Origin of the sequence: Shewanella sp. AS16 (assembly GCF_021412365.1) — a bacterium.
GTDB classification, from domain to species: domain Bacteria; phylum Pseudomonadota; class Gammaproteobacteria; order Enterobacterales; family Shewanellaceae; genus Shewanella; species Shewanella salipaludis.
On the sequence record NZ_JAKCLK010000001.1, the window covers coordinates 745935 to 769194 of the forward strand.

The following is a 23260-nucleotide window of genomic DNA, read 5'->3' on the forward strand; positions in this document are numbered from 1 at the left end:
AGAAAAAACCCCTGCATCAAAGGGGAATGCAGGGGGCGCAAGTCATTATCGAGCAAGGGAGGTAACAGGCTAACTAATCTCTGATGACACTATTCACGCAGCGGCTGAGGCTCAGATTCTGCCAACACATAGGGAGCCAACTCGGGGATTTCCTGTCTCAGCTGCCCTTCGAGCACCAGCAACTGCTCGAAGCGATTGCACAGGCCTTCGGCCTTGGCTTCCAGGGCCGAAGATTGAGTTTCAACCTGGGTCTCTATATCATCGCCTATGGCCTCCATCTTGGCGGAAAATGTCTCCATTTTCTGCTCGAAGCTAACCCCATCTGAGGACATCAACTGGCTGCCGAGGCTCATCATCAGGCTGCCGATGGAGTTCTGCACCAGATCCTCGATTTCCTGTTCAAATTCATCACCGAAGGCCTCATCCAGCGACGAGTCGGTCGCGCCAAGATAGTAACGCTCACCATCCTGGTAGGCGATGCTGTCGAGACGCTGCTTAAGCCCGGATACGAGCTTGTCAAACTTATCCCCTGAATCTTCACCCAACAAAGGGGTCAATGCCATGGTGACGGCCTTGGATGCCAAAGACACAGCCTCGTTCACCAGGCCTATGACCTCGGGAACCTGTGCCGACACTTCGGTCGAATACTGGGTGAGTATTGCCTTCTGTTTGGCATTCAGGCTTACCTGCTTGCCTTCGACATAGAGGCGATCCAATTCGATACGATACTGCTCAACGCCTTTGTCGCTGACGGTGAGCTTCTTGGGTTCGACAGTCAGATCGTAATTCAAAGCGACCTTACAGCTATTCACTTCCACGCCATGGGATTGCGCCTCATGGGCCTGTGCCAGGCCGCCCAGGGCAAACAGTCCTGTGCTTATCACTAAACCTGTCATTAACTTGTTCATTTTCATCTCTAGCATCCTATTCCGTAAGGGTCCTGATGTGCTGCTTCTTGATACATAGATAGCACAACGCGTGCCAATCTTTCAATACATTGAAAACAAAGGGTTTTAAATGGGATGATACTCAAGCTGCGGCCCTGAGTTGGCAAATAACACCATTATCTGGTGTTATTTGCCAGGCGTTTTTCGCCGGGATTGGCGCCATGCGCCTGAGGATGAAGATTGAGAATATGAGTCGAGACTAGAAGATGCAACGTCCGAGCTCTTGGCTCAAATGCTCCAACATGGCGGTTCCGGCCAGGGAATTTCCCTGTTTATCCAATTCCGGCGACCAGACACAGATGGCCATGTCCCCAGGGATCACGGCAATGATGCCGCCACCTACGCCACTCTTGCCCGGCATGCCGACTCTATAGGCGAATTCACCGGCACCGTCATACAGGCCTGAAGTCGCCAACAGGGCATTCATCTGCCGGGTCTGCACCTGGGTAATCAAGCGCTCGCCGCTGAGAGATACACCGCGATTCGCCAGATATACCATGGCCCTGGAGAGATCGGCACAACTCATCTGCAGCGAGCAATAATGGAAATAGCTCTGGAGTACTGTGTTGACGTCACCATGGAAATTACCGAAGGATTTCATCAGGTAAGCAATCGCCGCATTGCGGGCACTGAACTGATACTCGGAATCGGCAACCAGCCTGTCATAGCTTATCCTCTCGTTGCCGCACAGCTTGCGGACCACTTCCAGCATCCTGTGTTTTGGGGCCCCCAGGCGTGCCTGCAGCAGATCGGCAATCACCAAGGCTCCGGCATTGATGAAGGGATTACGGGGTATGCCGCTCTCCAGCTCGACCTGCACCAGGGAGTTGAAGGAATGCCCCGACGGCTCCTTGCCTACCCTGGCCCAAATTTCGCTTTCTTCATAAAGCGTCAGGGCCAGGGTCAGGCTGAAGACCTTGGAAATACTCTGGATCGAGAAAGGCTCGAGATAGTCGCCGGCCCCCAGAGTCACACCTTCGACTGTGGTGATGGCGATCCCCAACTTACCCGCATCTACGCTGGCAAGCGCAGGGATATAATCTGCAACCTTTCCCAGCCCTAACAAGGGTCGAACCCGCTCGACCACTTGCTGCAACAAGGCAAGCTCCGGCATTAACCCCACCAGATATCGTACAGTTCACTCACTTCTACTTGGGATACTTTTTGCTTATCCCAGAATCCCTTGACCGCGGCTATGTCGTCGGCGGTGCACTTGCCTATGGTCTGGGTCGCAATTATGCCTTCCCATTCTTTATGACCACCGCCATGGAAACCCAGCTTACGGTTTTCGATCACTTCATCGATAAACTGATCCACCAATGCATCTATGTCCGTCTCGGACACCGAATCGTCGAAGGTCCAGCTGATATCGAAACCCAGCTCCTGAAACTCATCTACCCGCAATTTTTTACGCAAACGACGGCTACGGTTCGTGGCCATAAGATTTTCTCCCTAATATGAAATGAGTCACTCCCGGCCGCTGCGGCAAGGAGTGGTATTGTGTCAGGCTATGCGTTCAAACATCAGATCCCAAACCCCGTGGCCCAATCTATGGCCGCGGGCCTCAAACTTGGTCAAGGGTCTATGATCCGGACGTTCGACCACAGTGCCTGTCGCCGACTGGTTCTTGTAGCCGGGTGCGGCATTCATGACTTCCAGCATGTGCTCGCTGTAATCTTCCCAGTCTGTCGCCAGATGGAATACCCCGCCAACTTTCAGTTTACGGCGAATAAGCTCGGCGAACGCGCTCTGTACTATGCGGCGCTTATGATGACGCTTCTTATGCCAAGGGTCCGGGAAGAAGAGTTGTACCCGGGTCAGGGAGCCATCGGCTATGCTATGTTCCAGCACTTCCATGGCATCATGGTGATAGACTCTCAGGTTGGTGACCCCGGCCTCGCCGGCGGTACCCAGACAGGCACCTACGCCCGGCTTATGCACTTCTATGCCGATGAAGTTAAGCTCGGGAGCCGCGGCCGCCATCTCCACCAGAGATGCGCCCATGCCGAAGCCTATTTCCAGCACTGTATCTGCCTCACGGCCAAACACCCGGGACAAGTCCAAAGGCGCCGGGCTGTAATCCAGCCCCATGGCCGGCCAATGGGATTCCATCGCCTGTGCCTGGCCCTTGGTCAGACGCCCTTCTCTCAAGACAAAGCTTCTGATCTTACGCAGATACTTGCCTTCTTCATTAAATTCAGCGGTGGTAACGTCGCTCATGTTTGCCTAGCCTCGTGGACAGCACAGTATAAAAGAAGGGGCATTATCCAAAGTTCAACATACAGTGCAAGCCCTAATGCTGAAAAAGTATACCAAGAATCCCGGACAGTGCGAGCTTAGCGAGTTTACGGGGGATTTTCACCCTTGTTAAAGGCATTTCCAGTCGCTACACTGCGCCGATGAAATCGACTCCCTCTTTCGCCGAGCGCATCAATGCTTGGTATGACCAACATGGCCGCAAGAGCCTGCCATGGCAACAGGACAAGACCCCCTATAGCGTCTGGGTGTCGGAGATCATGCTGCAACAGACCCAGGTCGCGACCGTTATCCCCTACTACCTCAAGTTTATGGCGCGTTTTCCCGATGTCTGTGCCTTGGCCGACGCGCCCCAGGATGAGGTACTGCACCACTGGACAGGCCTGGGTTACTACGCCAGAGCCAGAAACCTGCATAAGGCGGCGCAACTGATAAGGGACGAGTTTGCCGGGAAGTTTCCCGAAGAATTCGAACAAGTACTGGCGCTGCCCGGCATAGGCCGCTCTACCGCCGGGGCCATCTTATCCCTGTCATTGGGGCAACATCACCCCATCTTGGACGGCAACGTCAAACGTGTGCTGGCCAGGCATGGCGCCATCGCCGGCTGGCCGGGGCAAAAGGCCGTAGAAGAGCAACTGTGGCGACTCACCCAGGAACTGACTCCGGCACATGACATCCAAAAGTACAATCAGGCCATGATGGACATGGGCGCCGGCATCTGCAGCCGCTCCAAACCAGATTGTGCCGCCTGCCCTGTGGCCATCGACTGTCGTGCCCAGTTGAGTGGCAGACAGAGCGACTATCCGGGCAAGAAGCCGAAGAAGAGCATTCCGGCAAAATCGGCCTGGATGCTGGCCTTGGTACGCGACGGCGAGGTACTGCTGCATAAACGTCCCCCGGCCGGGATCTGGGGTGGCCTCTGGTGTTTTCCCGAATTCGGCACCCGGGCCAGTCTGGATGAGCATCTACAAGGCTTGGGCCTTGGCGGCAAGCAAGGCCTGTGGCTGACGGGTTTTCGCCATACCTTCAGCCACTTCCATTTGGATATCCAGGCGCTGATGCTGGATGTCTCGGGTGGTACGGAAACCCGGCTTGAGGCCCAAAGCGCTAACCGCATAATGGAACCCGAGTCGGCGCTCTGGTATAACATACACAATCCCGCCAGAATTGGGCTCGCCGCCGCCACCGAACGGCTGCTTGCCGATCTGGCCGCCACTGGTTCAAATAAGCAGTAAACAAGCAGTAAATAAGGAGTAGTCATGGCTCGCACCATAAATTGTGTGTACTTAAACAAAGAGGCCGAAGGCCTGGATTTCCAGCTTTATCCCGGCGACTTGGGCAAGCGCATCTACGATAATATCAGCAAGGAAGCCTGGAGCCTGTGGCAGAAGAAACAAACCATGTTGATCAACGAGAAGAAGCTCAACATGATGAATGTCGATGATCGCAAGTTTCTGGAAACCCAGATGATAAACTTCCTGTTCGAAGGCAAGGACGTAGAGATCGAAGGCTATGTGCCGCAGAAGGATCAGGACTGATACCAAAGCCCCGATATAAGATAAGTCGAGCAAAAAAGTCACCTGCCGTGCGGGTGGCTTTGCGTATATGGCTGCAGTCACTGTTCAGAGTGACACAGCGACTGCACTGTCACGAAAAAGGACTGACATCATCCCTTTTCAGCTTTCCTGCGAGTGTAAGCTAAAGCAGATCGAAGCGCTTTTTATAGTCAGCCAAAAGTTGCTGCTGTTTTTGCGTGAAGGCTTCAAGGCTCGGGTTGATTCCACTGTTATGCTGGGTTTCAAACCAGTCAATCAGCTCAATACGTATCTGGTACCCCTGTTTTACACAATAACCTGGGTCACTAAGCATAATTTTTGGCGCACCTAAGATGGCACCCGAATACCAGGTACACTCGGTGTAACCATTGTCGTCAAACCAGTTTCCCAGCTGCCAGCTGTAAACGGCCCAGACCAGTAAAAAAACGGGAAAACTGACAATGATAAAATAAAGCCCTTTTTTCTGGGCCTGCTCAGATTCCAGACGCAGTAACCGGCAGGCTATGCCTCGTATAAGTACTGCCAGGGCAGGCATCATGATCAGAAGCGGAGGAATCGAGGTGCGTACCTTTATTAAAATTCCTTGCTCGTGGACACGTGCCAGCATAGACAACTCTGAAAAAAGCGAATACACATAACCCGCTATAACAAGTAAAAGCAGTACTATAAAAAAAATACCCTGTGCTGGTCTCAATTGAACGTCTTGTGACGACGAAGTGTTCATATTAGTAACCACGTCCGTAGTATGGAATGCCAAACAAACGATGTACAAAACCTATGGGATCTTCATCGTACATACGTCCGGCCCGGTTAATTTCTTGCTTTATTTGCTTCAGATTACTTTGGATATTTTTCTCTAAAGTACGCAAGCTTTCTGAAATTCGGCTGGCCAGGGCATCTGAATCGACAAAAGCGGAGGTAAGCACGGTTAATGCGGCTCCCACAACAACAACCGCAAGCATAGGGCCAACCGCAACCATGGCAGCCGCTCCGCCGGCATAAGTTGCAACAGCCCCCCATGCGATACCAGATGAAACGGCGGCAATCCCTACATCGACCGTAAGCCCACCGACAAAGTCATGCCATGTAGTCTGATCATTAAGCATTTGCTCAAAGGCATGGAAGGTTGCCGAAATAATCACGGTTGCAATGAAGCCGCCTTTAATGGCTTTCGCAACACCGAGTTTACCAATACCAAATGACACAACTTTGGGGTTATTGGCCAAATACCTGGTCCCGGTTAAATGCTTTCTTAAGCCTGAGTAACCCTTAAAAATAACGCTTGGCTTACCTTGATAAGTTTTAATTTGATACTTGGAAAACGTATTGCCGCCTCTTTTCATCTCAAGCGCAATAGCGCCAAGCGCCATAACATCCATCCCCCACGGGATCACCCCCGAGCCGGTTTTCAAAGCCGCTTTATACTGTTGCCAACTGTCTGAAATTACGTTTTCTTTTGCCAGAATTGAATCTACCCATTCTACAATCTGAGTTTGGCTTTTTCCTTTAAGGCGCTGTACATTGAACGCAAAGTCCAGAAACTCATCCGGATTCATTTGAACTAGAGTGTGCTGATTATGTTGCAGCGCTTGTTGAATTTGTTTTTGACGTTGATACTGAGCGGCGGCTCGACGAGCATAGGCAGACATTCCCTGTTTCCTTACAGTTAGCTATATAGTCCCTTAGACGCCAATGCTAATTAAAAACAGCTATGAATTCAACGTTTTCAGCAAACCAATTCAAACGGACTATGAGGACATATATGGACGCTCCCGATAGTGCAAGCTAGAAGAAACAGCGCCCTCAGGCGCTGTTTGTTTTATCCATGCAGGCAAATGCCTGGCTGCAATTCCTGGCTACAATTCCTGACTACAAATCAGACTGCAAGCCGGCGGCGCAGCCAGGCACCTCCCGCCAGCAATGACAGGCCGATAAAGGACAGCGCGCCGCCGGCATGGCCCTCGCTATGGCTCTCTTCGGGCGGCAGATCCCAGTCGCTGCTCTCCAGCGGCAAGGCATACAACTCATTGGTGTCGTAGGAGCTGATGCTGGCGACCACGTCACCGAAGCCCACTTCGTAGAGATCGATCAACACATCATAATGAGCCGGGCTGTAGCCGCTGTAGAGGTTGGTCAACACTTCGAAATCGTCCAGATCTGAGTCGCCCCTGATGGTGAAGATCTCGGTCGTGAAGTAATGGATCCAGGGGCCGCCATCCTTGCTCAAGTAGAGTTCGGCGAACACATCCGCATAGGCATCCGCTTCCAGGCCAAAAACATCGGCATCGAAGGTCACACTGAAGCTCTGGTAGAAGCCGTCATAGTCATAATCTTCAAACAGACGGCTGCTGACATCATAGATGCTGAACTCATGATAGGCAGGGTTGCTATATTGCTCGGTTGCGCTGCTCGCCTGGCGCTCGGCGGCGCTCGCCTTGGCCTCATGCTCGGCCATCACCTGTTCCCTGGTTTTATCCTGCGCCACGGCTTGCGGCGAGTATGCCTGCTGTGTCTTCCTCAACTGCTGCAGCTGTTGCAACTTTTGCGACTCGTCTGACTGTGTCTCCGTTCGAGCGCCGCCATCGAGACGAGTGCCTGCATCCTCGGCGCCGACCTTGACGGCCTGGGACGCCAGCCTCTTTTGCACCGGCTTTGGCCCCATTGCCTCCTCCTCCTCTGCATGGACACTCCCATGAACACCGAGCGTCAGCAAAGCACTCAGCAAGAGTCCCGACTTAAAGCTGCGCTTGGCGGTAACGAAATTGAGACCTGTGCCTGTCTGGCCGACACTCTTTGGCTGGGTTGCGGTAGATGAATCTTTCATTGTTCTAGCTCCATGAAATGCACTTATGGCCGCCATTAGAAGCGAGCCAAGGTGAACCCAAGCTGAACGTTGCCGGGCAGAATCGTCACCGGGAATGGCATTCAGCCTGGGTTCAGCCAGGCTGGTTAAATTTGGTACGAACAAGAGGCATTAACCCCTATCTTTAGTCCCATGTTTCTTAATTTTATGGGATCTTTTACACTGAGGTTACGACGCTGAACTGGTGGAACCCATGAAAATTGCTGCATCTTTGTCCCTGACGCTCTGCTTATTGCTGCCTTGTCATATTGCGGCGGCGCAGCTACGGCCTGCGACTCCAGGCCCGGGCGAACGCGCGAACCAGCCGCTGGCGGCCGAAGCCAGGCTCCAGGTCATGAGTGCACAACAGGCGGTCCAGCTGGTTAAACGTCAATACCAGGGCAAGGTATTGAAAGTCAAAGCGGCCAGGGTCAATGGTCATCCGGGTTATAAGGTCAAGCTGCTGAGCGATGATGGCATGGTGTTCTATGTCGCCGTCGATGCGCAAACCGGCAGAGTCATGAGGAACTAACCTATGAGATTACTACTGGTAGAAGATGACATTGACTTACAGACCAACCTCAAGCACCACCTGCTCGAGGCGAATTACACGGTAGATCTGGCGTCCGATGGCGAAGAGGGTCTGTTTCAGGCCAGTGAGTACGCCTATGATGCGGCCATCATAGATGTCGGCCTGCCGAAGCTGGACGGTATCTCACTTATCACCGAGCTGCGGGCCCAGCAGATAAGCTTTCCTATCCTGGTGCTGACGGCGCGAGACAGCTGGCAGGACAAGGTCGCAGGCCTGGATGCCGGTGCCGACGATTACCTGACCAAGCCGTTTCATCCCCAGGAGTTAGTCGCCAGGCTCAAGGCGTTGATCCGCCGCTCGGCCGGCAAGGCGAGCCCGCTGGTCCACAATGGTCCTTTCAGCATCAATACCAGCAGTTATGAAGTCTGCAAGGATGAACGGCCCATCAACCTGAGTGGTTCCGAATACAAGCTGTTCGAGTTCCTCATGCTGCACCAGGGGGAGGTCAAGTCCAAGACTGTGCTGACGGAGCACATATATGATCAGGACTTCGATCTGGACTCCAACGTCATAGAAGTCTTCATCGGCCGGCTGAGAAAAAAACTCGACCCCGACAATCACTATAACCTGATAGAAACCTTGAGGGGCCAGGGATACAGATTGAGATCTCTGGCCGGCGAGACAGCCAACGACCCGGAAAACCCGGCCAACAGCGCCATGGCGGGCAGAAATGCAGACAAGCGGCATGAGTGAGACGAGCTCTTATCCAACTCCCGAACCCGAGCCTAAGCCTAAGCCTAAACCCGAGTCTCAAGCTGAGATTAAGGCGGGAGCAGCAAGAACGCCGCCCCGGGCGTCTTGGCTCAAGACAGGCGTGCTCAACTCCCTCAAGGCCAGACTAATTGTCAGCGCCCTGCTGCTTATCCTGCTATTGCTGCCCGCCATCGGCATCACCCTGAATGATGCCTTCAAGCAACAAGTCACCAATGCCGCCAGGAATGAGCTGAGCGCCTATGTCTATTCGGTGCTGGCGGTAGCCGAAGTCGATGGTGACAAGCTGTTGATGCCTGAGCAACTACTTGAAAATCAGTTCAATCTGTTACAGTCGGGTCTGTATGCCATCATCAGCAAACCCGAGCCAGGCGCGGTGCATGAATCCAAGACGGACATGCTGTGGCATTCAAACTCCTTTCTCGGCCTCGAGCCGCCAACATCACTGCCCGCTCCGGCTATAGGCCAGGGGCAGTTCGGCCGGTTAGCGCTCGCGGATAAGCCCTATCTCATCTACAGCTTCAGTGCCAGCTTTGCCGGCGATGCCCAGGGGGACGATGCACTCCCAAGCCAGGCCAGGAACTTTCCCATCACAGTGCATATCATCAAGGACATGGCCGATTTTGAGCGGCAGAACCTGCTGTTTACCCACAAATTATGGACCAGCCTGTTGGTTATCATGTTATTTCTCATCATAGTGCAACTGGTCTGGCTGTTATGGACACTGAAGCCGCTGGCGAAGTTTAAACGGGAATTGGCCGAAGTCGAGCAGGGAAAGGCCATGCAGCTGAGTACCAGCTACCCCAGGGAATTGCAGGCGGTGGCGCGGCAGCTCAATACCTTACTCGACACTGAGCAGCACCAGCGCAAGCGTTATCGCAATGCCCTGGCCGACCTTGCCCATAGCCTGAAGACGCCGCTGGCGGTGATCCAAAGCCAAACGGATCTGAGCAAGAGTTCCTGCGAACAAGTCGCGGCCATAAATCGCATCATAGGCCACCAGCTGAAACGGGCGCAATCGGCGGCCGGTGCCTCCTGGCACTTGGGGGTCACAGTCGCCGCCCTGGCAGATAAGTTGCTGCGCACCCTGGGGAAAATCTATCCCCAGGTTGGGCTCCAGAGCCACATAGACCCCCAAGCCCAGTTCAGAGGCGACGAGGCGGATCTGGCCGAACTCCTGGGTAATCTATTGGACAACGCCTGCAAGGCGGCCAGCAAGCGGGTGAGCCTAGACGTCGCCTATGAAGGCGACAGACTGGTGTTCACCATAGAAGACGATGGCCCGGGAGTCCCCCAGGCACAGGAGTCACAGATATTCGAACGCGGCATCCGCGCCGACTCCTATCACCAAGGCCATGGCATAGGACTGGCGATCGTCAGGGATCTGGTCGACAGCTATCAGGGACAGCTGTCTCTGGCGCGCTCGGCAAGACTAGGTGGTGCCAAGTTCAGCTTATCCTTCAAACGCTGATCCTTTCAGAAAGCTAAAACAACTCAATCATTATCAATAACTTAGATGTTAAATATCGCGCTGACTCGGCAAGTATCCTGGGCTGTTTCCAGCCCTGGCCAAGGTATTTTCAGCCTTCAGCTTATGTTCATCTTGACCCGGATATCATCGGCTCATAGTCAAAAGAGACTGGAGGCGACATGAACAGAATCATCAAGTGGAGTTGTCTGTCTATCATGATAGCGCTCAGCCCTGCACTGGTCGGCGTTCTGGCCCATGCAGAGGAAACCGCTGCGGCGAGTGAACAGGGCCAATTCAGCGAAGCCGAGTTGGCACAGATGTTGGCTCCCATAGCCCTGTATCCCGACAGCCTGCTCACCCACATACTGATAGCTGCTACCTATCCACTGGAAATCGTCGAGGCGCAGCGCTGGCTCAATAATCATCCGGGACTGAGCACCAAGCAGCTGATGGCCAAGGCCGAAGATCAGGATTGGGATCCTAGTGTCGTGGCCCTGTTGGCGTTTCCCAACGTCCTGAAACAGATGAATGATGACCTGGATTGGACGCAGAAACTCGGCGATGCCTTCCTGCAGGATGAAGCCGGCGTGCTGGCCAGTATCCAGTCCCTGAGGCGAGATGCAGATGCCGCCAACAGCCTGGCCGACATGGACAATATGAAGATAAAACGCGTCGAGCAGCAGATCATCATAGAGCCGGTGCAACCGCAAATAGTGTATGTGCCTTACTACGACCCATGGATTGTCTATGGTCACTGGCGCTGGATCGGTTATCCGCCCGTCTATTGGGATCTCTATCCCTACTACACACGCCATGGACACTTCTATTGGCATACTGGGATATATATCAGCTTCAACTATTTCTTCAGCGCCTTCAACTGGCCTCATCACCACATAATAGTGACTCAGCCGCGGGGGTCGTACCATTACCGCAGCAGACAAGTCATAGCCCACAGCCATGGGGTGCAACGCTGGCACCATCAACCCCACCATCGTAGGGGGGTGGCCTACAGGAATGACAACCTGAGGCATAAGTACCATAGCAACAGACCCAGTATGCTCAGGAGCGACAGCTTGGGCCATAGGCCACAACAGAGTATCAATCGTTCGAAACAGGTACAAACGCTCAAGGGGATGGAGAATTTCCCGGCATACCAACGCAGTGACAGGCTGCATCAGCCCAGGGATAAGGTATTCATCGACAAGCTGAGGGGCAACGATTACCGCGCCAAGGTCAGGGGGGATGTGCATAAGGACAAGCACCAAGCGGCTCATGGGCAGCGGGGGTTATCCGGTCCCATGTCCAAAACAACCCCCACTTGGAAGCGGGAGCAAGGAGCCAAGTTCAAGGGGCAGCATGATGTGACGGCATCGAAACCGACTTGGGTTAAACCTCAAAACCGGGGCAACAGGGACTGGGGGCACAAGGTCAATAGGAGCTCGGTCAACAAGAGTTCGGCCGTGAGTCACAACAGGGTAAACCAGGCGAGCAACAATAGCCGCAGTCATTATCAGCAGAATAATCACGGCCACAGCCAAGCCAGGCCCGAGACAGGGCGGGCGCACGCAGGGGGAAAACACCATTCGAGCGACGACAGAAGAATGGAGCAGCGAAAATAGCCATGAAGCAGGATAGAGCCCCATGCCCACAGAGATTGGCGGCGCAACAAGATGGGCTGCAACAAGCAAATGGCCACTTAGAGAGTGGCCATTTTTATCACACCCGCTCAGGCGGCCAAATCCAAAGACCTACTGACGCACCCCTTCGACCACCAGGTTCAGGGCGACTTGGGTCGATGCCGGGCCCAGATCGAAGTTGATCCCGTAATCTTTCAGGGCAAACTCACTGGTGCCGACAAAACCGGCACGGTAGCCACCCCAGGGGTCCTGACCTTCGCCGACCGCATGGGCCTTGATTGTCAGCGGCTTAGTCACGCCGTTAAGGGTCAGAGCGCCGTTGATCAGCATGTCGCCTTTGCCTTTGTCTTCAACAGAAGTTGATTTGAAAGTGGCAGTGGCAAACTTGGCAGTGTTGAGGAAATCCGGGCTGCGCAGATGCTTATCACGCTCGGCATGGTTCGAATCCAGGCTCAGGGTATTGATGGTGACATTCACCTTGCTCTGGGCCGGCTTGGCCGCATCGAAGTTGAAATTGCCGCTGAAGTCGTTGAAGCGCCCGACAACGAAGCTGTAGCCCAGGTGGCTCACCCTGAATTCAATAGAAGCATGGGCGCCCTGAGTGTCTATCACATAGTCGGCGGCAGAGGCCGCCAGCGGCGCCGCGGCAGCAGCCAGGAAAGATGTCGCCATCAATGTCTTGAGTAAATTGTTCTTCATTATCCTATCCCCTGTTGAAGGTGAGCATTTTGGTTAAGGTGTTATCTTTATCGAACAGGTGATGCTTGAGAGCGCCAGCTGCATGTATCAGTACCAGGGCCATCAGACCGTAGGCCGCAAACTTGTGAATATCGCCGGCGATATCTGCCTGGCCCTCAAACAACAATCCCGCCGAAGGGATTTCGAACCAGTCGAAGACCCAGAGTCCGCGTCCATCGGCGGTCGAAATCAAGATCCCGCAGCCCATGATGAGCAACAAGAGACCATAGAGTAACAGGTGGGCCAGCTTGGCCAGTCTTTTCTCCCAGGGCCTATGCCCTGCTTCGGCTGCCGGGCGGGTGTCGAAACGCCGCCAACCCAACCTGAATAGTGTCAACAGCAACAACAGGATGCCAACACTCTTGTGGATATGGGGCGCCGTCTTGTACCAACTGCTGTAATAGCTCAGTTGCACCATATAGACCCCCAGGGCAAACAAGCCGAATACCACCAGGGCCGTCAACCAATGTACCAATATGGCTAGGCGGCCATAGGAGCGCTCATTACCGCGAAACATAAGGATCCCTGCTGCTGAATGTTAATGGCTATGATAGCGCCATTCTAAAATACTAATATCGCTAAAAATCGGCCATATCGTCCTAATTTATAGAAAGCTGGTTAAAGTGCCGGTTTTATCCATTAATCCGCAGTAAAACAGCCGGGTTGGCCGAGTGGAAATCACAATTTGTGCCGGTCATATCGCCCTTATGAGCATTAAAGCCCCCCTTAAACAGGTAAAAAACACCCATATTGAGCATTAACTAGCCGAACAATTGAGTCATTCGGAAAAAGCACTTGCAGGATGAAAACCCTAGCTATATTATGTGCGCACTCCAAACGACGCAGGCATTAACGACTCAGTTAATACGCGGTTTGCAGTAGTCAACTAACGCTCAGTTTAGTTGCCCGAATAGCTCAGTCGGTAGAGCAGCGGATTGAAAATCCGCGTGTCCCTGGTTCGATTCCGGGTTCGGGCACCACAATTTAGCCGGCATAGCTCAGTTGGTAGAGCAACTGACTTGTAATCAGTAGGTCCCGAGTTCGACTCTTGGTGCCGGCACCATACAAATAAAAAAACCACCTTCAGGGTGGTTTTTTTATGTCTGAAATTTGGCTTAACCTTTATGAGGCAAGTTAGCTTGTGAAGCGCCACTGACGACTCTCGCTAATCGCACAGGTCCCGAGTTCGACTCTTGGTGCCGGCACCATACAAATAAAGAAACCACCTCATAGGTGGTTTTTTTATGTCTGAAATTTACGCTTAGCACTGACGGTTCTCGTTAATCGCACAGGTCCCGAGTTCGACTCTTGATGCCGGCAGCATATAAATAAAGAAACCCTTTCCAGGAGGGTGCTTTATGCCTGAAACCTGGCTTAACGTTCGTGAGGCAAGTTAGCTTGTGAAGCGCCACTGACGACTCTCGCTAATCGCACAGCCCCATGAAACAAAAAAGGAGCCAGAGGCTCCTTCTCACAGCTCCCCGGCCCCTACCAGCTGCGCAGCTTATGGCCCTTCAGCGCGTAGAAGAGGATGAACAGATAACATGGCAGGCCGACCCAATAGCCGAGTTGGGTATCGCCGGCAAAATGGGCCAGCTTGCCGAAAAACAAGGGCAAGATAGCGCCGCCGGAAATCCCCATGATCAGCAAGGCCGAGCCTTGAGCCGTATATTTTCCCAGGCCATCCAACGCCAGCGGCCAGATAGAAGGCCATACCAAGGCATGCGCCAGGCCCATCAGGGCGACACAGGCAACCGAGTTGGGGATGACGGGGATCCCCATCCAGCCCCAAAGCAGGGAGGCAATGCCTGTGCTCTCGGTCGAGCCAAATACCACTCCGAGGATACAGAGAGTGCCCGCCAGGGCCGAGACGAGCAAGGCTTGCTTCTGTGACATGAATCTTGGGATGCAAGTCACTCCTATCAGGTAACCCAACACCATAAACACCATGGTGTAGGACGTCAGAGACGAGAAGTTACTCAGCCCCAGACTGGCGCCATACAGGCCTATGGTGTCACCGGCGATCACTTCGACGCCGACATAGGCAAACAGCGCCATGGCGCCCAAGATCACCTGGGGGAAATGCATTATGCCGGCCTTGTCAGCATGCTCGGCCGGCTGCTCGGCGACCTCCAACTCGGGCAGTGAAGAGAACTTGACCAGGGCGATGAGGAACACCAGAGCCCCGGCCATGTAGACATAGGGCATCACCAAGCGGGAGGATAAGGCGTCGATCTGCGCCGCCCTGTCCACCGGATTCAGGGCCGCCAAATGTTCGGTGGTGAAGTTCTCGAAGCCGGATAGCACCAGGGCGGTGAAGATCAACGGCACTATGACGCCGGCGCCCTTGTTGATCAGTCCCATTATGCTGATCCTCATGGCGGCACTCTCACGCGGTCCTATATGCACCACATAGGGGTTCGAAGCCGTTTGCAGGATAGTCAGTCCGGTACCCAGCACGAACAGGGCGGCGAGAAACAAGAGGTAGTTGGCGGCCTGGGCGGCAGGGATAAACAACAGCGCCCCAACGGCCATGATCCCCAGGCCTATCGCCATGCCATTCTTGTAACCCGTCAGTTTCAGAATCGATGACATGGGCAATGCCATCACTGTGTAGGCGATATAGAAGGCGAATGTCACGAACAATGCCTGAAACTCATTCAACTCACAGATGATCTTCAAGAATGGGATCAGCGAGCCGTTTAACCAGGTCACAAATCCAAAGATGAAGAAGAGCACGCCTACGATAGTCATAGGCAGGACACTGCTTCTTTGGCTCACCCGAGCCTGGGTTGTTGCTGTCATGTTCATAAACCTGCTTCTTATAGTTGTTAATCCCTGATGCCGAAAGACATCCCAGCCATCCTATAACATTATTGGTTGTAACTTTGTAAATATTGCTGCGATCCCAGGTGGCTTTTCGGGCCAATGTTTCATCGATGTTAGAACATAAAAGCCAAAAAGACAACGCTGTCATTCATCTGGCATAACAAACCTGTACCCGAGCCGCCGACCCGGGCTGTGGCGCCAGAGTCAAAGTCAAAGTCAAAGTCAGAGTCAGAGTCAGATGCGGATGAAGATGCCACGCAGATACAACCAACGGAGCAACAACCATTGCACCAACAGCAGGGCGATGACACCCAGTAGCTGCTGCGCCGCCAGCGGCGCGGCGGCTATCACACCACCGAACAGACTCTTGGCCAGAAACGCCCAATCGAACAGACTGGATGCCAAATAGATGATGATGGCATTCGTGCCTATCACCACGAAGGGAAAGAAGGCTTTCTGCCACTTGAGCACATCGACCAGGGCGTAGAAGAGCGCCAACAGTATTAAGCTCCAGCCGCTGGTGACCAACACGAAGCTGCTGGTCCAGAGATCTTTATTCACCGCCAGCACGGCATCCAGCCACCACCCCAGCCCCAGGCAGAGCCCTCCCGCCAGCACCAGCATGGCGACCTTGAACCACTCGCCTTTGACATGGGGCCTGATGATGAAGTGGCCGGTGAATACCCCGGCGAGCGCATTGACTATGGCAGGAAGGGTCGACAAGAGTCCCTCGGGATCGTATTCACGCTGGCGGTAAGTGATGCCGGGCAACCAATGGCTGTCTACATAGGCATTGATAGACCCGGTCTGGGTCAAGACGCCGGCGCTGCCGCCGGGGAACGGCAGCCACAGCTGCAGCGCGGCATATCCGCATAGGATCCCCAGGGCGCAGATGATTTGTGTCCTGAGCCCCGTATGCCACACCAGCAGCGCGGCGAAGAACCAGGCGAAGCCTATGCGGGCCAATACGCTGGCATATCGCACCTTGTCGGGATCGGCTGGCAGCCCAGCCCCCCAGCCATGGTTGTAGACTATCCCCAGCACTATCAGCAGTGCCAAGCGTTTGACCCCATGAAGATAATGCGGTCTGCGCTCGGAAAATGGCAGCCTGTCCAGGCGTTTGGGCGACAGCCCCAAAGCGACACCCGAGAGGAAGATAAACAGCGGAAAAATCAAATCATAGAAGGTGAAGCCATGCCATTGACTGTGGTGCATCTGGGCATCGCCCCAGGTCCACCCCTGCCAACCGGTTAACGCCAACAGGGCGGCAAACAGGCCTTCGCCACCGAGTATCCAGAACATGTCGAATCCCCGCAGCGCATCCAGCGACATGAGCCTGGGCTTGCCCGGCTTGGCTTGGTTCGAGTGCATCTATGCTTACCTCTTATTATTATTTTTCAAGTAAAATTAAGCCCTTGTAATAGATGAATATCACAAGGGCTAGCTTAGTATGCCGCCAGGGCTCCCCTATCGGCTCAGCCGGGGAACACGGCTCGCCCGGCTATATAGGTCGCGCTTACCCTTCCCTGGCCGTCCAATATGGCCAGATCGGCCCTGTATCCAGGGCCGATGCGCCCCCGTCTATCCGCTATGCCCAGAAACTGGGCCGGATAAAGGGAGGCCATGCGCAGCGCCTCTTCCCTTGGCAGCCCCAGCATCCCGATCGTGTTGTTGACGGCGCCGGCCATGTCGAGCACACACCCGGCCAACTCGCCGGTCACGGCATTTAACCTGTCGCCGACACGGACTACCCGAGTACCGAAGAGCTCGAAACCTGCATCCTCATCCTGGCCCACGGGCGGCATGGCATCCGTGACCAGCATCACCTTGCCCCTGGGTTTGGCCCGCAGCGCAATTTTAGCCGCCGCCGGATGCACATGGTGACCATCGACAATCAGGCCACACCAGGCATCCTGGCTCTCTATGGCGGCGCCCACCATGCCGGGGCTGCGGGAGCCCAATCCGGACATGGCGTTGTACAAGTGGGTGAAGCCAGTCGCCCCGGCTTCGAGCGCAGCAACAACTGTGTCATAGTCGGCGTTGGAGTGTCCGAGACAGACCTTCACCCCGGCTTCGACCAAGGCCTGGATCACTTCGGGGGCGACATTCTCCGGGGCCAGAGTCACCAGCTTGAGGCCGAGATCCTGACGGCTGAACAACGCCAGCTCAGCATCCGAGATGCGCCTTATGTACGCCTGGGGATGGACGCCTTTCTTGGGCAGCGACAGGTGCGGGCCCTCGAAGTGTATTCCCAGAACACCGGCGCTGCCCCGGGAGACGGCCAAGGCCACGGCATCGGCCGCCTTGGCCATCACGGCCACATCGTCGGTGATCAGGGTAGGCAGAAAAGCCGTGGTGCCGAAGCGGGCATGGGCACTGCCTATGGTTTCTATGCAGTCCAGAGTCGGGCTGGCATTGAACAGGGCGCCACCGCCGCCGTTGACCTGAACATCGACAAAACCTGGCACCAGGGTGCCGGAATGCCGCGTCTCTTTAACGCCGCCGACTGTATCCAGTGCCAGTATGTGGCCGTCTTCCAGGGTAACAGGGATGTCATGATGGACTCGCTCGCCATCGAATAGGTGTTCGGCTATGAGGGTCTGTTTCATCTTGTCTCTCTATTGCTCATACTCGGGCCTGTGGTAGTCAAAGGTCTCAAATCCCGGCGTCAGAATCAAAGTGCCCGGGTAAAATTGTTTCAAGCAAAGTGACTCAAGCAAAATGCCAGAATCAAAGTGTCTGGGTCACTTTCTTCAGCCCGGCAGGTTGATCCGGATCTATGCCTCTGGCGAGCGCCACCGCCGCCACATCTATGTAGAAGCGCTGCAACAAGGCCAAGGGCGCGACCCTTGGATGTATGTGGCTTGAGGTCTGGTTCAAATGCACCAAGTCCGCCCCGCGCCGACCTACGTCTTCTATCTTCTCTATGTGACTGGCATAGGACTCATCGCCGACACACACATCCACTATGGTGAGTTTCTTCTCCACCAGAGTCACAGGCCCATGGAGGAACTCGGCGCTGCTGAACGCCTCGGCATGGATGGAGCAGACCTCTTTCAGCTTGAGGGCAATTTCCTTGGATATCGCATAGCCCAGGCCACGTCCCAGCACCACCAGGTTTTTCACCTCAGCCAACGCCGGCGCCGTCAACTGCGGCTCGGCATCGATGGCCGACTGCAGCGCCGCCGGCAGGCCGGCAACGGCTTGTGCCAGTGAATCACTCTGGGTCCAGGCAGCTGCCAGCTGCAACAAGGCCGCCAGGGTCGCCAGATAACTCTTGGTCGCGGCAACGGCCTTCTCTTCGCCGGCACGCAGCGGCAGCACCACATCGACTATGTCTTTGATGGGGGCCGTCTCATCGTTTACCAGGGCGACGCAAAAAGCGCCGGCATTCTTGGCCATGCGGGCCTGGGCCAGGATATCGGGACTGCGACCCGACTGGGAGATGACGATCACCAGGCCAGTGTCCAGCTTGAGCGACTTGCCATAGACGCTGGCGACCGAAGGTGCGGCGGCGAATGTCGGCACCCCGGTTTCGATTTCGAACAGGTATTTGGCAAATACCCCTGCATGATCCGAAGAACCGCGACCTACTATCATCACGAAACGCGGATTGAACTCACGCAGTTGCTTACCCAGTTCGGCGCTGATGCCGGCATTGGCGCTCAGCTGTGCGGCTATTTTTTGCGGTGCTTGACGCGCTTCTTGCTCCATTATGGTATTTGTCATCTCTGTACCCTTAAGTTCTGTTACTGCGATAAAGGATCGGCCCGGCAACCGCCGGGCCGCGACTAAGCCAGCTTGTTAAATTCTTGGGTGGCGAAATACACAGCGCCTATTTCCGGTGGTGCCAGGGTCGGTGCCAGGCGAGCCACCACCTCCTCGGCCAGCCAAGGCAACAGGGGCTCGGCCAGGCCCCCTATCATGGAAAATCGCGGCGGATCTATTTCGAAGAGTCTGAGTGCCATCTCGCTGATGTAAGCTGCACCCTCCTCGACTATGGCCCTGGCGACGGCATCCCCCTCCTGCGCGCATTGCAGCACCAGACGCGCCAGCCTGGCGTAGTGGCTCGATGAGCGGCCGGCGAGATGCTCGACTATGCCCATGGCATCCGTCGCGGCGAAGTGCGCCAACAGCCGCTCGCTCAGCAGTGTCTGTGCGGCGAAACCATCCAGCGCCAGCAATGCCTGCTCTGCGGCCCTGAGGCCCAGCCAGGCGCCACTGCCCTTGTCGCCCAGGGCGAAGCCGTGACCGCCGAGACTGAGACTCTGCTCGCCCACATGGGCATAACCGCAGGAGCCTGTGCCGGTAATGATCACAGCACCGTCGCCGCCGTTATGGGCGCCTATGCAGGCGGTGTGCAGATCTGTGGTGACAAACATCTGCTTGAACGGATGGCTCCAGGTCGCTATCTCTTGGTATAGGTGCGGCACATTGACGCCGGCCAAACCTACGCCGGCAACGAGCTTATGAGTGTCACAGCTCGACATGCCAGCATCCTTCAGAGCCAATTCGGTCGACGCCAGGATGGATTCGAAGGTGTGTGCCAGACCATGGAGCGGATTGGCCCGCCCGGCGATACCCGTGCCCAGTATCCCCTCTTCATGGCTATACAGGCTCGCCCGGCATTTGCTGCCACCGCCATCTATACCTATGAACACTTGTTGTATTTTTGTCTGGTTCAACCCCATACACCCTCTGTAGCCATGCATTCAGAACCGCGGCCCAACAGGCTTGGCCGCCGGCTCCTGATTAAGTTAACTCGATGTTACAGCAGAAATGACAACGCTGTCATTTACTTTTTTTAAAAATATCCATGATGAAAAATATCTGTGAGCCGCCACGGGCCGAGCTCCGCCAGGGAACATCCGCTTACCGAGGCTCAGCGCCTTATCTAGCCCTCTATGCCTTATTTGCGCCTCTCGATTAGCGTCAGGCTGCGTCCCCTGCGCCGGCCATCGGCGGCCAGCACCCTGACATCCAGCGGCGGCTTGACCGCGACCGGTCCTGCATAGGGCTGCCATTGGCCTCCGGCTTCGCGGTACTCTATGCCCAGGCCGGGGAAAATCACATTGGCCACCAAGTTGCCGTCGACGATGCGGGCCCCTGGGGTCGGCACCCGGTAGCGAATCCCCGCCAGATCGAGTTTACGCAATTCCTTGCTGCCGAGGGTATTGGCCATACGGCTCCACTGGGCCGCCTGCTTGGCACGCATTTCCTGGCTGAAGAAGCCCGAAGTCCGGTTATAGAGCGCCCCCTGATACTGATAAGGCACCTCCCAGTCGGCCTTATGCCAGGCGCGCTCGGCCAGCATCAACAGCCGCGGAAAGACCATGTATTCGACCGCGGCATCGCTGCGCAGGGTCTCGCTCCAGAGCTGCCCCTGGATCCCCTGAAACCTTTTCCCAGGAAGCAGAGGACCACCGAGCTTCTGACCTGCGGCATTGAGCTTGAGCCTGTCATCGGCTTCGAAGGGCAAGCCTTGGATGTCGGTCCATTGCTCGGCATTGGCCGCCAGGTTATCCGGCATGAAGCTGAACACATGGCGGCTGTTGTTACGGCGGGTGCCCCAATAGTAGCCCGGCTCCTTGGGATCTGCCTCATAGGGGAAGTCGAAGTACAGCACCTCGGGGTTGGACAGCACTGTATCCCAGCCGAGATTCGCCTGCTGATGGGCGCGTACATGCCCCCCGTAGGCTATTATGTCCCAGACGTTGGACTGCACCTTGGCGGGCATCTTCTCCGCTCTGGTATGGCTCATGCCGTCACTCCAGCCGGCGGCTTCTATGCCTTTGGCCTGCAGCAGTTTGGCGATACGCTCGATGAAGTAGGCGCCCAGCTGCGCCGTCGACCCGAGTTCCTCGTCTGCATCTCTGCCTTGGCTGTCGGCATTGGCGCTTATGAGATGCCGGCAGACCGGCGAGTCCACCCAGGCACCCGCGGTCTCGTCGGCCCCTATGTGATAATGGCGCAGCGGCTGTCCCGCCTGCCGGTGCAGCTCGGCGATTTCATCTATGACCTTTTCGACGAAGTGATAGCTGGACTCGAGGCATACGTTGAGCGTGTTGTCATCGTAATACTGCACCGAGGCATAGCTTGTCTGGTCCAGCGGGTCCACCAAGTTATACTCGGCGGCGGCGACAGGCTCACCGGCGGCGCTCAAGCTGCGGCTCCTGGCGGCCATCGACTTGATGGCCGCCCGTGAATGCCCCGGCATATCCATGGAGGGGATCACTTCTATCTGCCTCGCCGCGGCATATTGCAGTATCTCGATATAATCCGCCTTGGAATAGTAACCGCTCACTTCCGTATCTGCATCCGGACCGCTGCCCAGCTGAGGCAGCAGGCAGGTATCTTCGGTGAGGTCGTGGCAACGCTTGCTGCCCACCCCGGTTAGCTCGGGTAAGCCCTCGATCTCCAGGCGCCAGCCCTCATCGTCGGCCATGTGCAGATGCAGCTTGTTGAGCTTATAGGCCGCCATCTGATCCAGCAGCTTCAGGATAAAGGCCTTGCTGTGGAAGTTGCGCGCCACATCCACATGCATGCCGCGAAAGGGGTATCTGGGGCTGTCTTCTATGCTCAAGGCATTTACTTTCAGGCTGTTAACATCGACCAGGCCGGCGAGCGACGCCAGTCCATAGGAGAATCCCGCCGCATCGGCGGCGCGTATGTCTATGGCACCTGGGCGGATCTCCAGCCGGTAAGCTCCTTCGCGGGTTTTAGCCCCGGCCTCATTGCCCGTGTCTGTTTCCCTCCCGGCTCCTGCCGGGGGTAAAAAATTAACTGTCACCCCGGTATCTGACTCGGCGACACCTAGGCGAGCCAGGCGCGCCAAGGCCGCGGCAACCTCGGCGCGGGGAACCCGATTCAATACCACCTCTATGCCATTGGCCAGCGACACAGGGCCGACATCCGGGATGGGGATGACAGTTTTTGGGGTAGGTATTATGCTGTTCAGCGCCAGTGCCGGCGCAATTGGGGTGGCGGCATTGGCCTCAAACAGGACCCCGGCGCCGGCCCAGTCGATGGCATCTGTTTCGCTGCGCTTATACTGGCGCTCGGCGTCGACGAAGTCCTCGACATAGGGCCGGGTTTCCAAGCCTGTGTCGGGATCGCGGCTCAGCCTGGTGCTGGCAATGACCACAGGCTTGAGTCCGGCGGCAACCAGATAATAGTTGGGCATGGCATCGATTTCCGACAGCTGCCAGTAGTCCCCGAGGAAACTCAGGCTGTGGGTCTCCCCCGGCCTGAAGCCGTTAAAGGCCGGCGTCGGTGTCAGCTTATGCAAGTCGCCCTTCACCTGGCTGAGGTTGAACTCCTGCGACCGGAACACTTGTACCGGTCGCATCTGGCTGAAATAGATCGCCCACCCCTTGGCCCGCATCTCGACAGAGGAAGTGAAATCAATCGCCGCGCTGAAACAGCGGCCATCGGCCCTGGCGGCATCACAGCCCCGGGTTCCCACATTGGACAACACCCGATACCTGACCTTGAGTCCATCGGCAAAGCGCTGCAACTCGGCTTGGCTGATGCTCCCCCCTTGGGCGGCGGTTTTTGTGCCAGGCTCGGTCCTCCCTTGGGTATCGGCAGGCCCGCAGGCCGACAATCCCATGGCCAGGGTGAGGGTAGCGGCGGCAAATGTGAGTTTCATATTCATCCTTATTCGATTAACTGCTGTCCA

21 protein-coding genes and 2 tRNA genes are annotated in these 23260 nt (G+C 55.6%); 8 read left to right on the forward strand and 15 right to left on the reverse strand.

Translation table 11 applies throughout. The annotated features are described in order from the left end of the window. Positions 1-89: 89 nt before the first annotated feature. The 4 genes from LZP73_RS03310 to trmB all read right to left on the reverse strand — a co-directional run bounded on the left by LZP73_RS03310 (position 90) and on the right by trmB (position 3167). Positions 90-914, reverse strand: a complete 825-nt coding sequence (locus tag LZP73_RS03310) for a YggN family protein (RefSeq protein WP_234233043.1) — start codon at positions 912-914, stop codon at positions 90-92. A 232-nt stretch (positions 915-1146) separates the two neighbouring features. Beyond that, entirely contained in the window at positions 1147-2061 is a 915-nt protein-coding gene (gene glsB / locus LZP73_RS03315; RefSeq protein ID WP_234233044.1) for a glutaminase B, read from the reverse strand. Beyond that, positions 2061-2387: a 50S ribosome-binding protein YggL gene (locus LZP73_RS03320; protein WP_169563399.1), complete on the reverse strand. Its 327-nt coding sequence runs from the start codon at positions 2385-2387 to the stop codon at positions 2061-2063. Before LZP73_RS03320 ends, glsB begins: the two co-directional genes overlap by 1 nt. A gap of 63 nt (positions 2388-2450) precedes the next feature. Beyond that, positions 2451-3167: a tRNA (guanosine(46)-N7)-methyltransferase TrmB gene (gene trmB, locus LZP73_RS03325; RefSeq protein ID WP_234233045.1), complete on the reverse strand. Its 717-nt coding sequence runs from the start codon at positions 3165-3167 to the stop codon at positions 2451-2453. 179 nt (positions 3168-3346) lie between these two features. On the opposite strand from trmB, the gene mutY reads away from it, so the two are divergent. Continuing rightward, the gene (gene mutY / locus LZP73_RS03330; RefSeq protein ID WP_234233046.1) at positions 3347-4438 is read left to right on the forward strand and encodes an A/G-specific adenine glycosylase; all 1092 of its coding nucleotides are present in this window, start codon (positions 3347-3349) and stop codon (positions 4436-4438) included. A 24-nt stretch (positions 4439-4462) separates the two neighbouring features. Beyond that, positions 4463-4741, forward strand: a complete 279-nt coding sequence (locus LZP73_RS03335) for an oxidative damage protection protein (protein WP_169563402.1) — start codon at positions 4463-4465, stop codon at positions 4739-4741. 160 nt (positions 4742-4901) lie between these two features. Here LZP73_RS03335 and LZP73_RS03340 read toward each other — a convergent pair whose 3' ends face one another. The 3 genes from LZP73_RS03340 to LZP73_RS03350 all read right to left on the reverse strand — a co-directional run bounded on the left by LZP73_RS03340 (position 4902) and on the right by LZP73_RS03350 (position 7583). Continuing rightward, positions 4902-5483 (reverse strand): hypothetical protein, encoded by a 582-nt coding sequence (locus LZP73_RS03340; protein ID WP_234233047.1) that lies wholly within the window; start codon positions 5481-5483, stop codon positions 4902-4904. 1 nt (position 5484) lies between these two features. Beyond that, positions 5485-6408, reverse strand: coding sequence for a hypothetical protein (locus tag LZP73_RS03345; protein ID WP_234233048.1), 924 nt, complete (start codon positions 6406-6408; stop codon positions 5485-5487). Between the two features lie 227 nt (positions 6409-6635). Further along, complete coding sequence (locus LZP73_RS03350) at positions 6636-7583, reverse strand: choice-of-anchor H family protein (protein WP_234233049.1); 948 nt, start codon at positions 7581-7583, stop codon at positions 6636-6638. Positions 7584-7815: 232 nt separating this feature from the next. Here LZP73_RS03350 and LZP73_RS03355 point away from each other — a divergent pair, with 232 nt between their 5' ends. The 4 genes from LZP73_RS03355 (at position 7816) to LZP73_RS03370 (ending at position 11994) form a co-directional block, all read left to right on the forward strand. Then, positions 7816-8133 (forward strand): PepSY domain-containing protein, encoded by a 318-nt coding sequence (locus LZP73_RS03355; protein WP_234233050.1) that lies wholly within the window; start codon positions 7816-7818, stop codon positions 8131-8133. 3 nt (positions 8134-8136) lie between these two features. Beyond that, positions 8137-8886, forward strand: coding sequence for a response regulator transcription factor (locus LZP73_RS03360; protein WP_234233051.1), 750 nt, complete (start codon positions 8137-8139; stop codon positions 8884-8886). Further along, positions 8879-10375 carry an ATP-binding protein gene (locus tag LZP73_RS03365; protein WP_234233052.1) on the forward strand — a complete coding sequence of 499 codons (1497 nt, stop codon included), beginning with the start codon at positions 8879-8881 and terminating at the stop codon, positions 10373-10375. Before LZP73_RS03360 ends, LZP73_RS03365 begins: the two co-directional genes overlap by 8 nt. A gap of 179 nt (positions 10376-10554) precedes the next feature. Next, complete coding sequence (locus LZP73_RS03370; RefSeq protein WP_234233053.1) at positions 10555-11994, forward strand: DUF3300 domain-containing protein; 1440 nt, start codon at positions 10555-10557, stop codon at positions 11992-11994. A 129-nt stretch (positions 11995-12123) separates the two neighbouring features. Here the strand turns inward: LZP73_RS03370 and LZP73_RS03375 are convergent, their stop codons facing one another. After that, the gene (locus tag LZP73_RS03375) at positions 12124-12711 is read right to left on the reverse strand and encodes a YceI family protein (protein ID WP_234233054.1); all 588 of its coding nucleotides are present in this window, start codon (positions 12709-12711) and stop codon (positions 12124-12126) included. 4 nt (positions 12712-12715) lie between these two features. After that, positions 12716-13267: a cytochrome b gene (locus LZP73_RS03380; protein ID WP_234233055.1), complete on the reverse strand. Its 552-nt coding sequence runs from the start codon at positions 13265-13267 to the stop codon at positions 12716-12718. A gap of 387 nt (positions 13268-13654) precedes the next feature. Here LZP73_RS03380 and LZP73_RS03385 point away from each other — a divergent pair. Both LZP73_RS03385 and LZP73_RS03390 read left to right on the forward strand, forming a co-directional pair. Beyond that, positions 13655-13730: transfer RNA gene (locus LZP73_RS03385), tRNA-Phe, on the forward strand. A gap of 7 nt (positions 13731-13737) precedes the next feature. Further along, positions 13738-13813: transfer RNA gene (locus tag LZP73_RS03390), tRNA-Thr, on the forward strand. 425 nt (positions 13814-14238) lie between these two features. Here LZP73_RS03390 and LZP73_RS03395 read toward each other — a convergent pair. The 6 genes from LZP73_RS03395 to LZP73_RS03420 all read right to left on the reverse strand — a co-directional run bounded on the left by LZP73_RS03395 (position 14239) and on the right by LZP73_RS03420 (position 23230). Beyond that, complete coding sequence (locus tag LZP73_RS03395; RefSeq protein WP_234233056.1) at positions 14239-15555, reverse strand: sugar MFS transporter; 1317 nt, start codon at positions 15553-15555, stop codon at positions 14239-14241. Between the two features lie 258 nt (positions 15556-15813). Beyond that, a complete protein-coding gene (gene nagX, locus LZP73_RS03400; protein ID WP_234233057.1) occupies positions 15814-16950 on the reverse strand; it encodes a transmembrane glucosamine N-acetyltransferase NagX in 1137 nt (378 codons plus the stop codon). 104 nt (positions 16951-17054) lie between these two features. Continuing rightward, positions 17055-18188: an N-acetylglucosamine-6-phosphate deacetylase gene (nagA, locus tag LZP73_RS03405; RefSeq protein ID WP_234233058.1), complete on the reverse strand. Its 1134-nt coding sequence runs from the start codon at positions 18186-18188 to the stop codon at positions 17055-17057. A 121-nt stretch (positions 18189-18309) separates the two neighbouring features. After that, a complete protein-coding gene (nagB-II, locus tag LZP73_RS03410) occupies positions 18310-19308 on the reverse strand; it encodes a glucosamine-6-phosphate deaminase NagB-II (RefSeq protein ID WP_234233059.1) in 999 nt (332 codons plus the stop codon). Between the two features lie 62 nt (positions 19309-19370). After that, a complete protein-coding gene (gene nagK, locus LZP73_RS03415) occupies positions 19371-20270 on the reverse strand; it encodes an N-acetylglucosamine kinase (protein ID WP_234233060.1) in 900 nt (299 codons plus the stop codon). Positions 20271-20488: 218 nt separating this feature from the next. Continuing rightward, a complete protein-coding gene (locus tag LZP73_RS03420; protein WP_234233061.1) occupies positions 20489-23230 on the reverse strand; it encodes a family 20 glycosylhydrolase in 2742 nt (913 codons plus the stop codon). Between the last annotated feature and the right edge of the window lie 30 nt (positions 23231-23260).

Coding starts and splice junctions, on each gene's coding strand:
- LZP73_RS03370 (WP_234233053.1), top strand. CDS start 10,555: ATGAACAGAATCATCAAGTGGAGTTGTCTGTCTATCATGATAGCGCTC.
- LZP73_RS03380 (WP_234233055.1), bottom strand. CDS start 13,267: ATGTTTCGCGGTAATGAGCGCTCCTATGGCCGCCTAGCCATATTGGTA.
- nagX (WP_234233057.1), bottom strand. CDS start 16,950: ATGCACTCGAACCAAGCCAAGCCGGGCAAGCCCAGGCTCATGTCGCTG.
- LZP73_RS03395 (WP_234233056.1), bottom strand. CDS start 15,555: ATGACAGCAACAACCCAGGCTCGGGTGAGCCAAAGAAGCAGTGTCCTG.
- LZP73_RS03320 (WP_169563399.1), bottom strand. CDS start 2,387: ATGGCCACGAACCGTAGCCGTCGTTTGCGTAAAAAATTGCGGGTAGAT.
- nagK (WP_234233060.1), bottom strand. CDS start 20,270: ATGGGGTTGAACCAGACAAAAATACAACAAGTGTTCATAGGTATAGAT.
- glsB (WP_234233044.1), bottom strand. CDS start 2,061: ATGCCGGAGCTTGCCTTGTTGCAGCAAGTGGTCGAGCGGGTTCGACCC.
- LZP73_RS03345 (WP_234233048.1), bottom strand. CDS start 6,408: ATGTCTGCCTATGCTCGTCGAGCCGCCGCTCAGTATCAACGTCAAAAA.
- trmB (WP_234233045.1), bottom strand. CDS start 3,167: ATGAGCGACGTTACCACCGCTGAATTTAATGAAGAAGGCAAGTATCTG.
- LZP73_RS03335 (WP_169563402.1), top strand. CDS start 4,463: ATGGCTCGCACCATAAATTGTGTGTACTTAAACAAAGAGGCCGAAGGC.
- LZP73_RS03360 (WP_234233051.1), top strand. CDS start 8,137: ATGAGATTACTACTGGTAGAAGATGACATTGACTTACAGACCAACCTC.
- LZP73_RS03310 (WP_234233043.1), bottom strand. CDS start 914: ATGAAAATGAACAAGTTAATGACAGGTTTAGTGATAAGCACAGGACTG.
- LZP73_RS03355 (WP_234233050.1), top strand. CDS start 7,816: ATGAAAATTGCTGCATCTTTGTCCCTGACGCTCTGCTTATTGCTGCCT.
- LZP73_RS03375 (WP_234233054.1), bottom strand. CDS start 12,711: ATGAAGAACAATTTACTCAAGACATTGATGGCGACATCTTTCCTGGCT.
- mutY (WP_234233046.1), top strand. CDS start 3,347: ATGAAATCGACTCCCTCTTTCGCCGAGCGCATCAATGCTTGGTATGAC.
- nagB-II (WP_234233059.1), bottom strand. CDS start 19,308: ATGACAAATACCATAATGGAGCAAGAAGCGCGTCAAGCACCGCAAAAA.
- LZP73_RS03420 (WP_234233061.1), bottom strand. CDS start 23,230: ATGAAACTCACATTTGCCGCCGCTACCCTCACCCTGGCCATGGGATTG.
- LZP73_RS03365 (WP_234233052.1), top strand. CDS start 8,879: ATGAGTGAGACGAGCTCTTATCCAACTCCCGAACCCGAGCCTAAGCCT.
- nagA (WP_234233058.1), bottom strand. CDS start 18,188: ATGAAACAGACCCTCATAGCCGAACACCTATTCGATGGCGAGCGAGTC.
- LZP73_RS03350 (WP_234233049.1), bottom strand. CDS start 7,583: ATGAAAGATTCATCTACCGCAACCCAGCCAAAGAGTGTCGGCCAGACA.
- LZP73_RS03340 (WP_234233047.1), bottom strand. CDS start 5,483: ATGAACACTTCGTCGTCACAAGACGTTCAATTGAGACCAGCACAGGGT.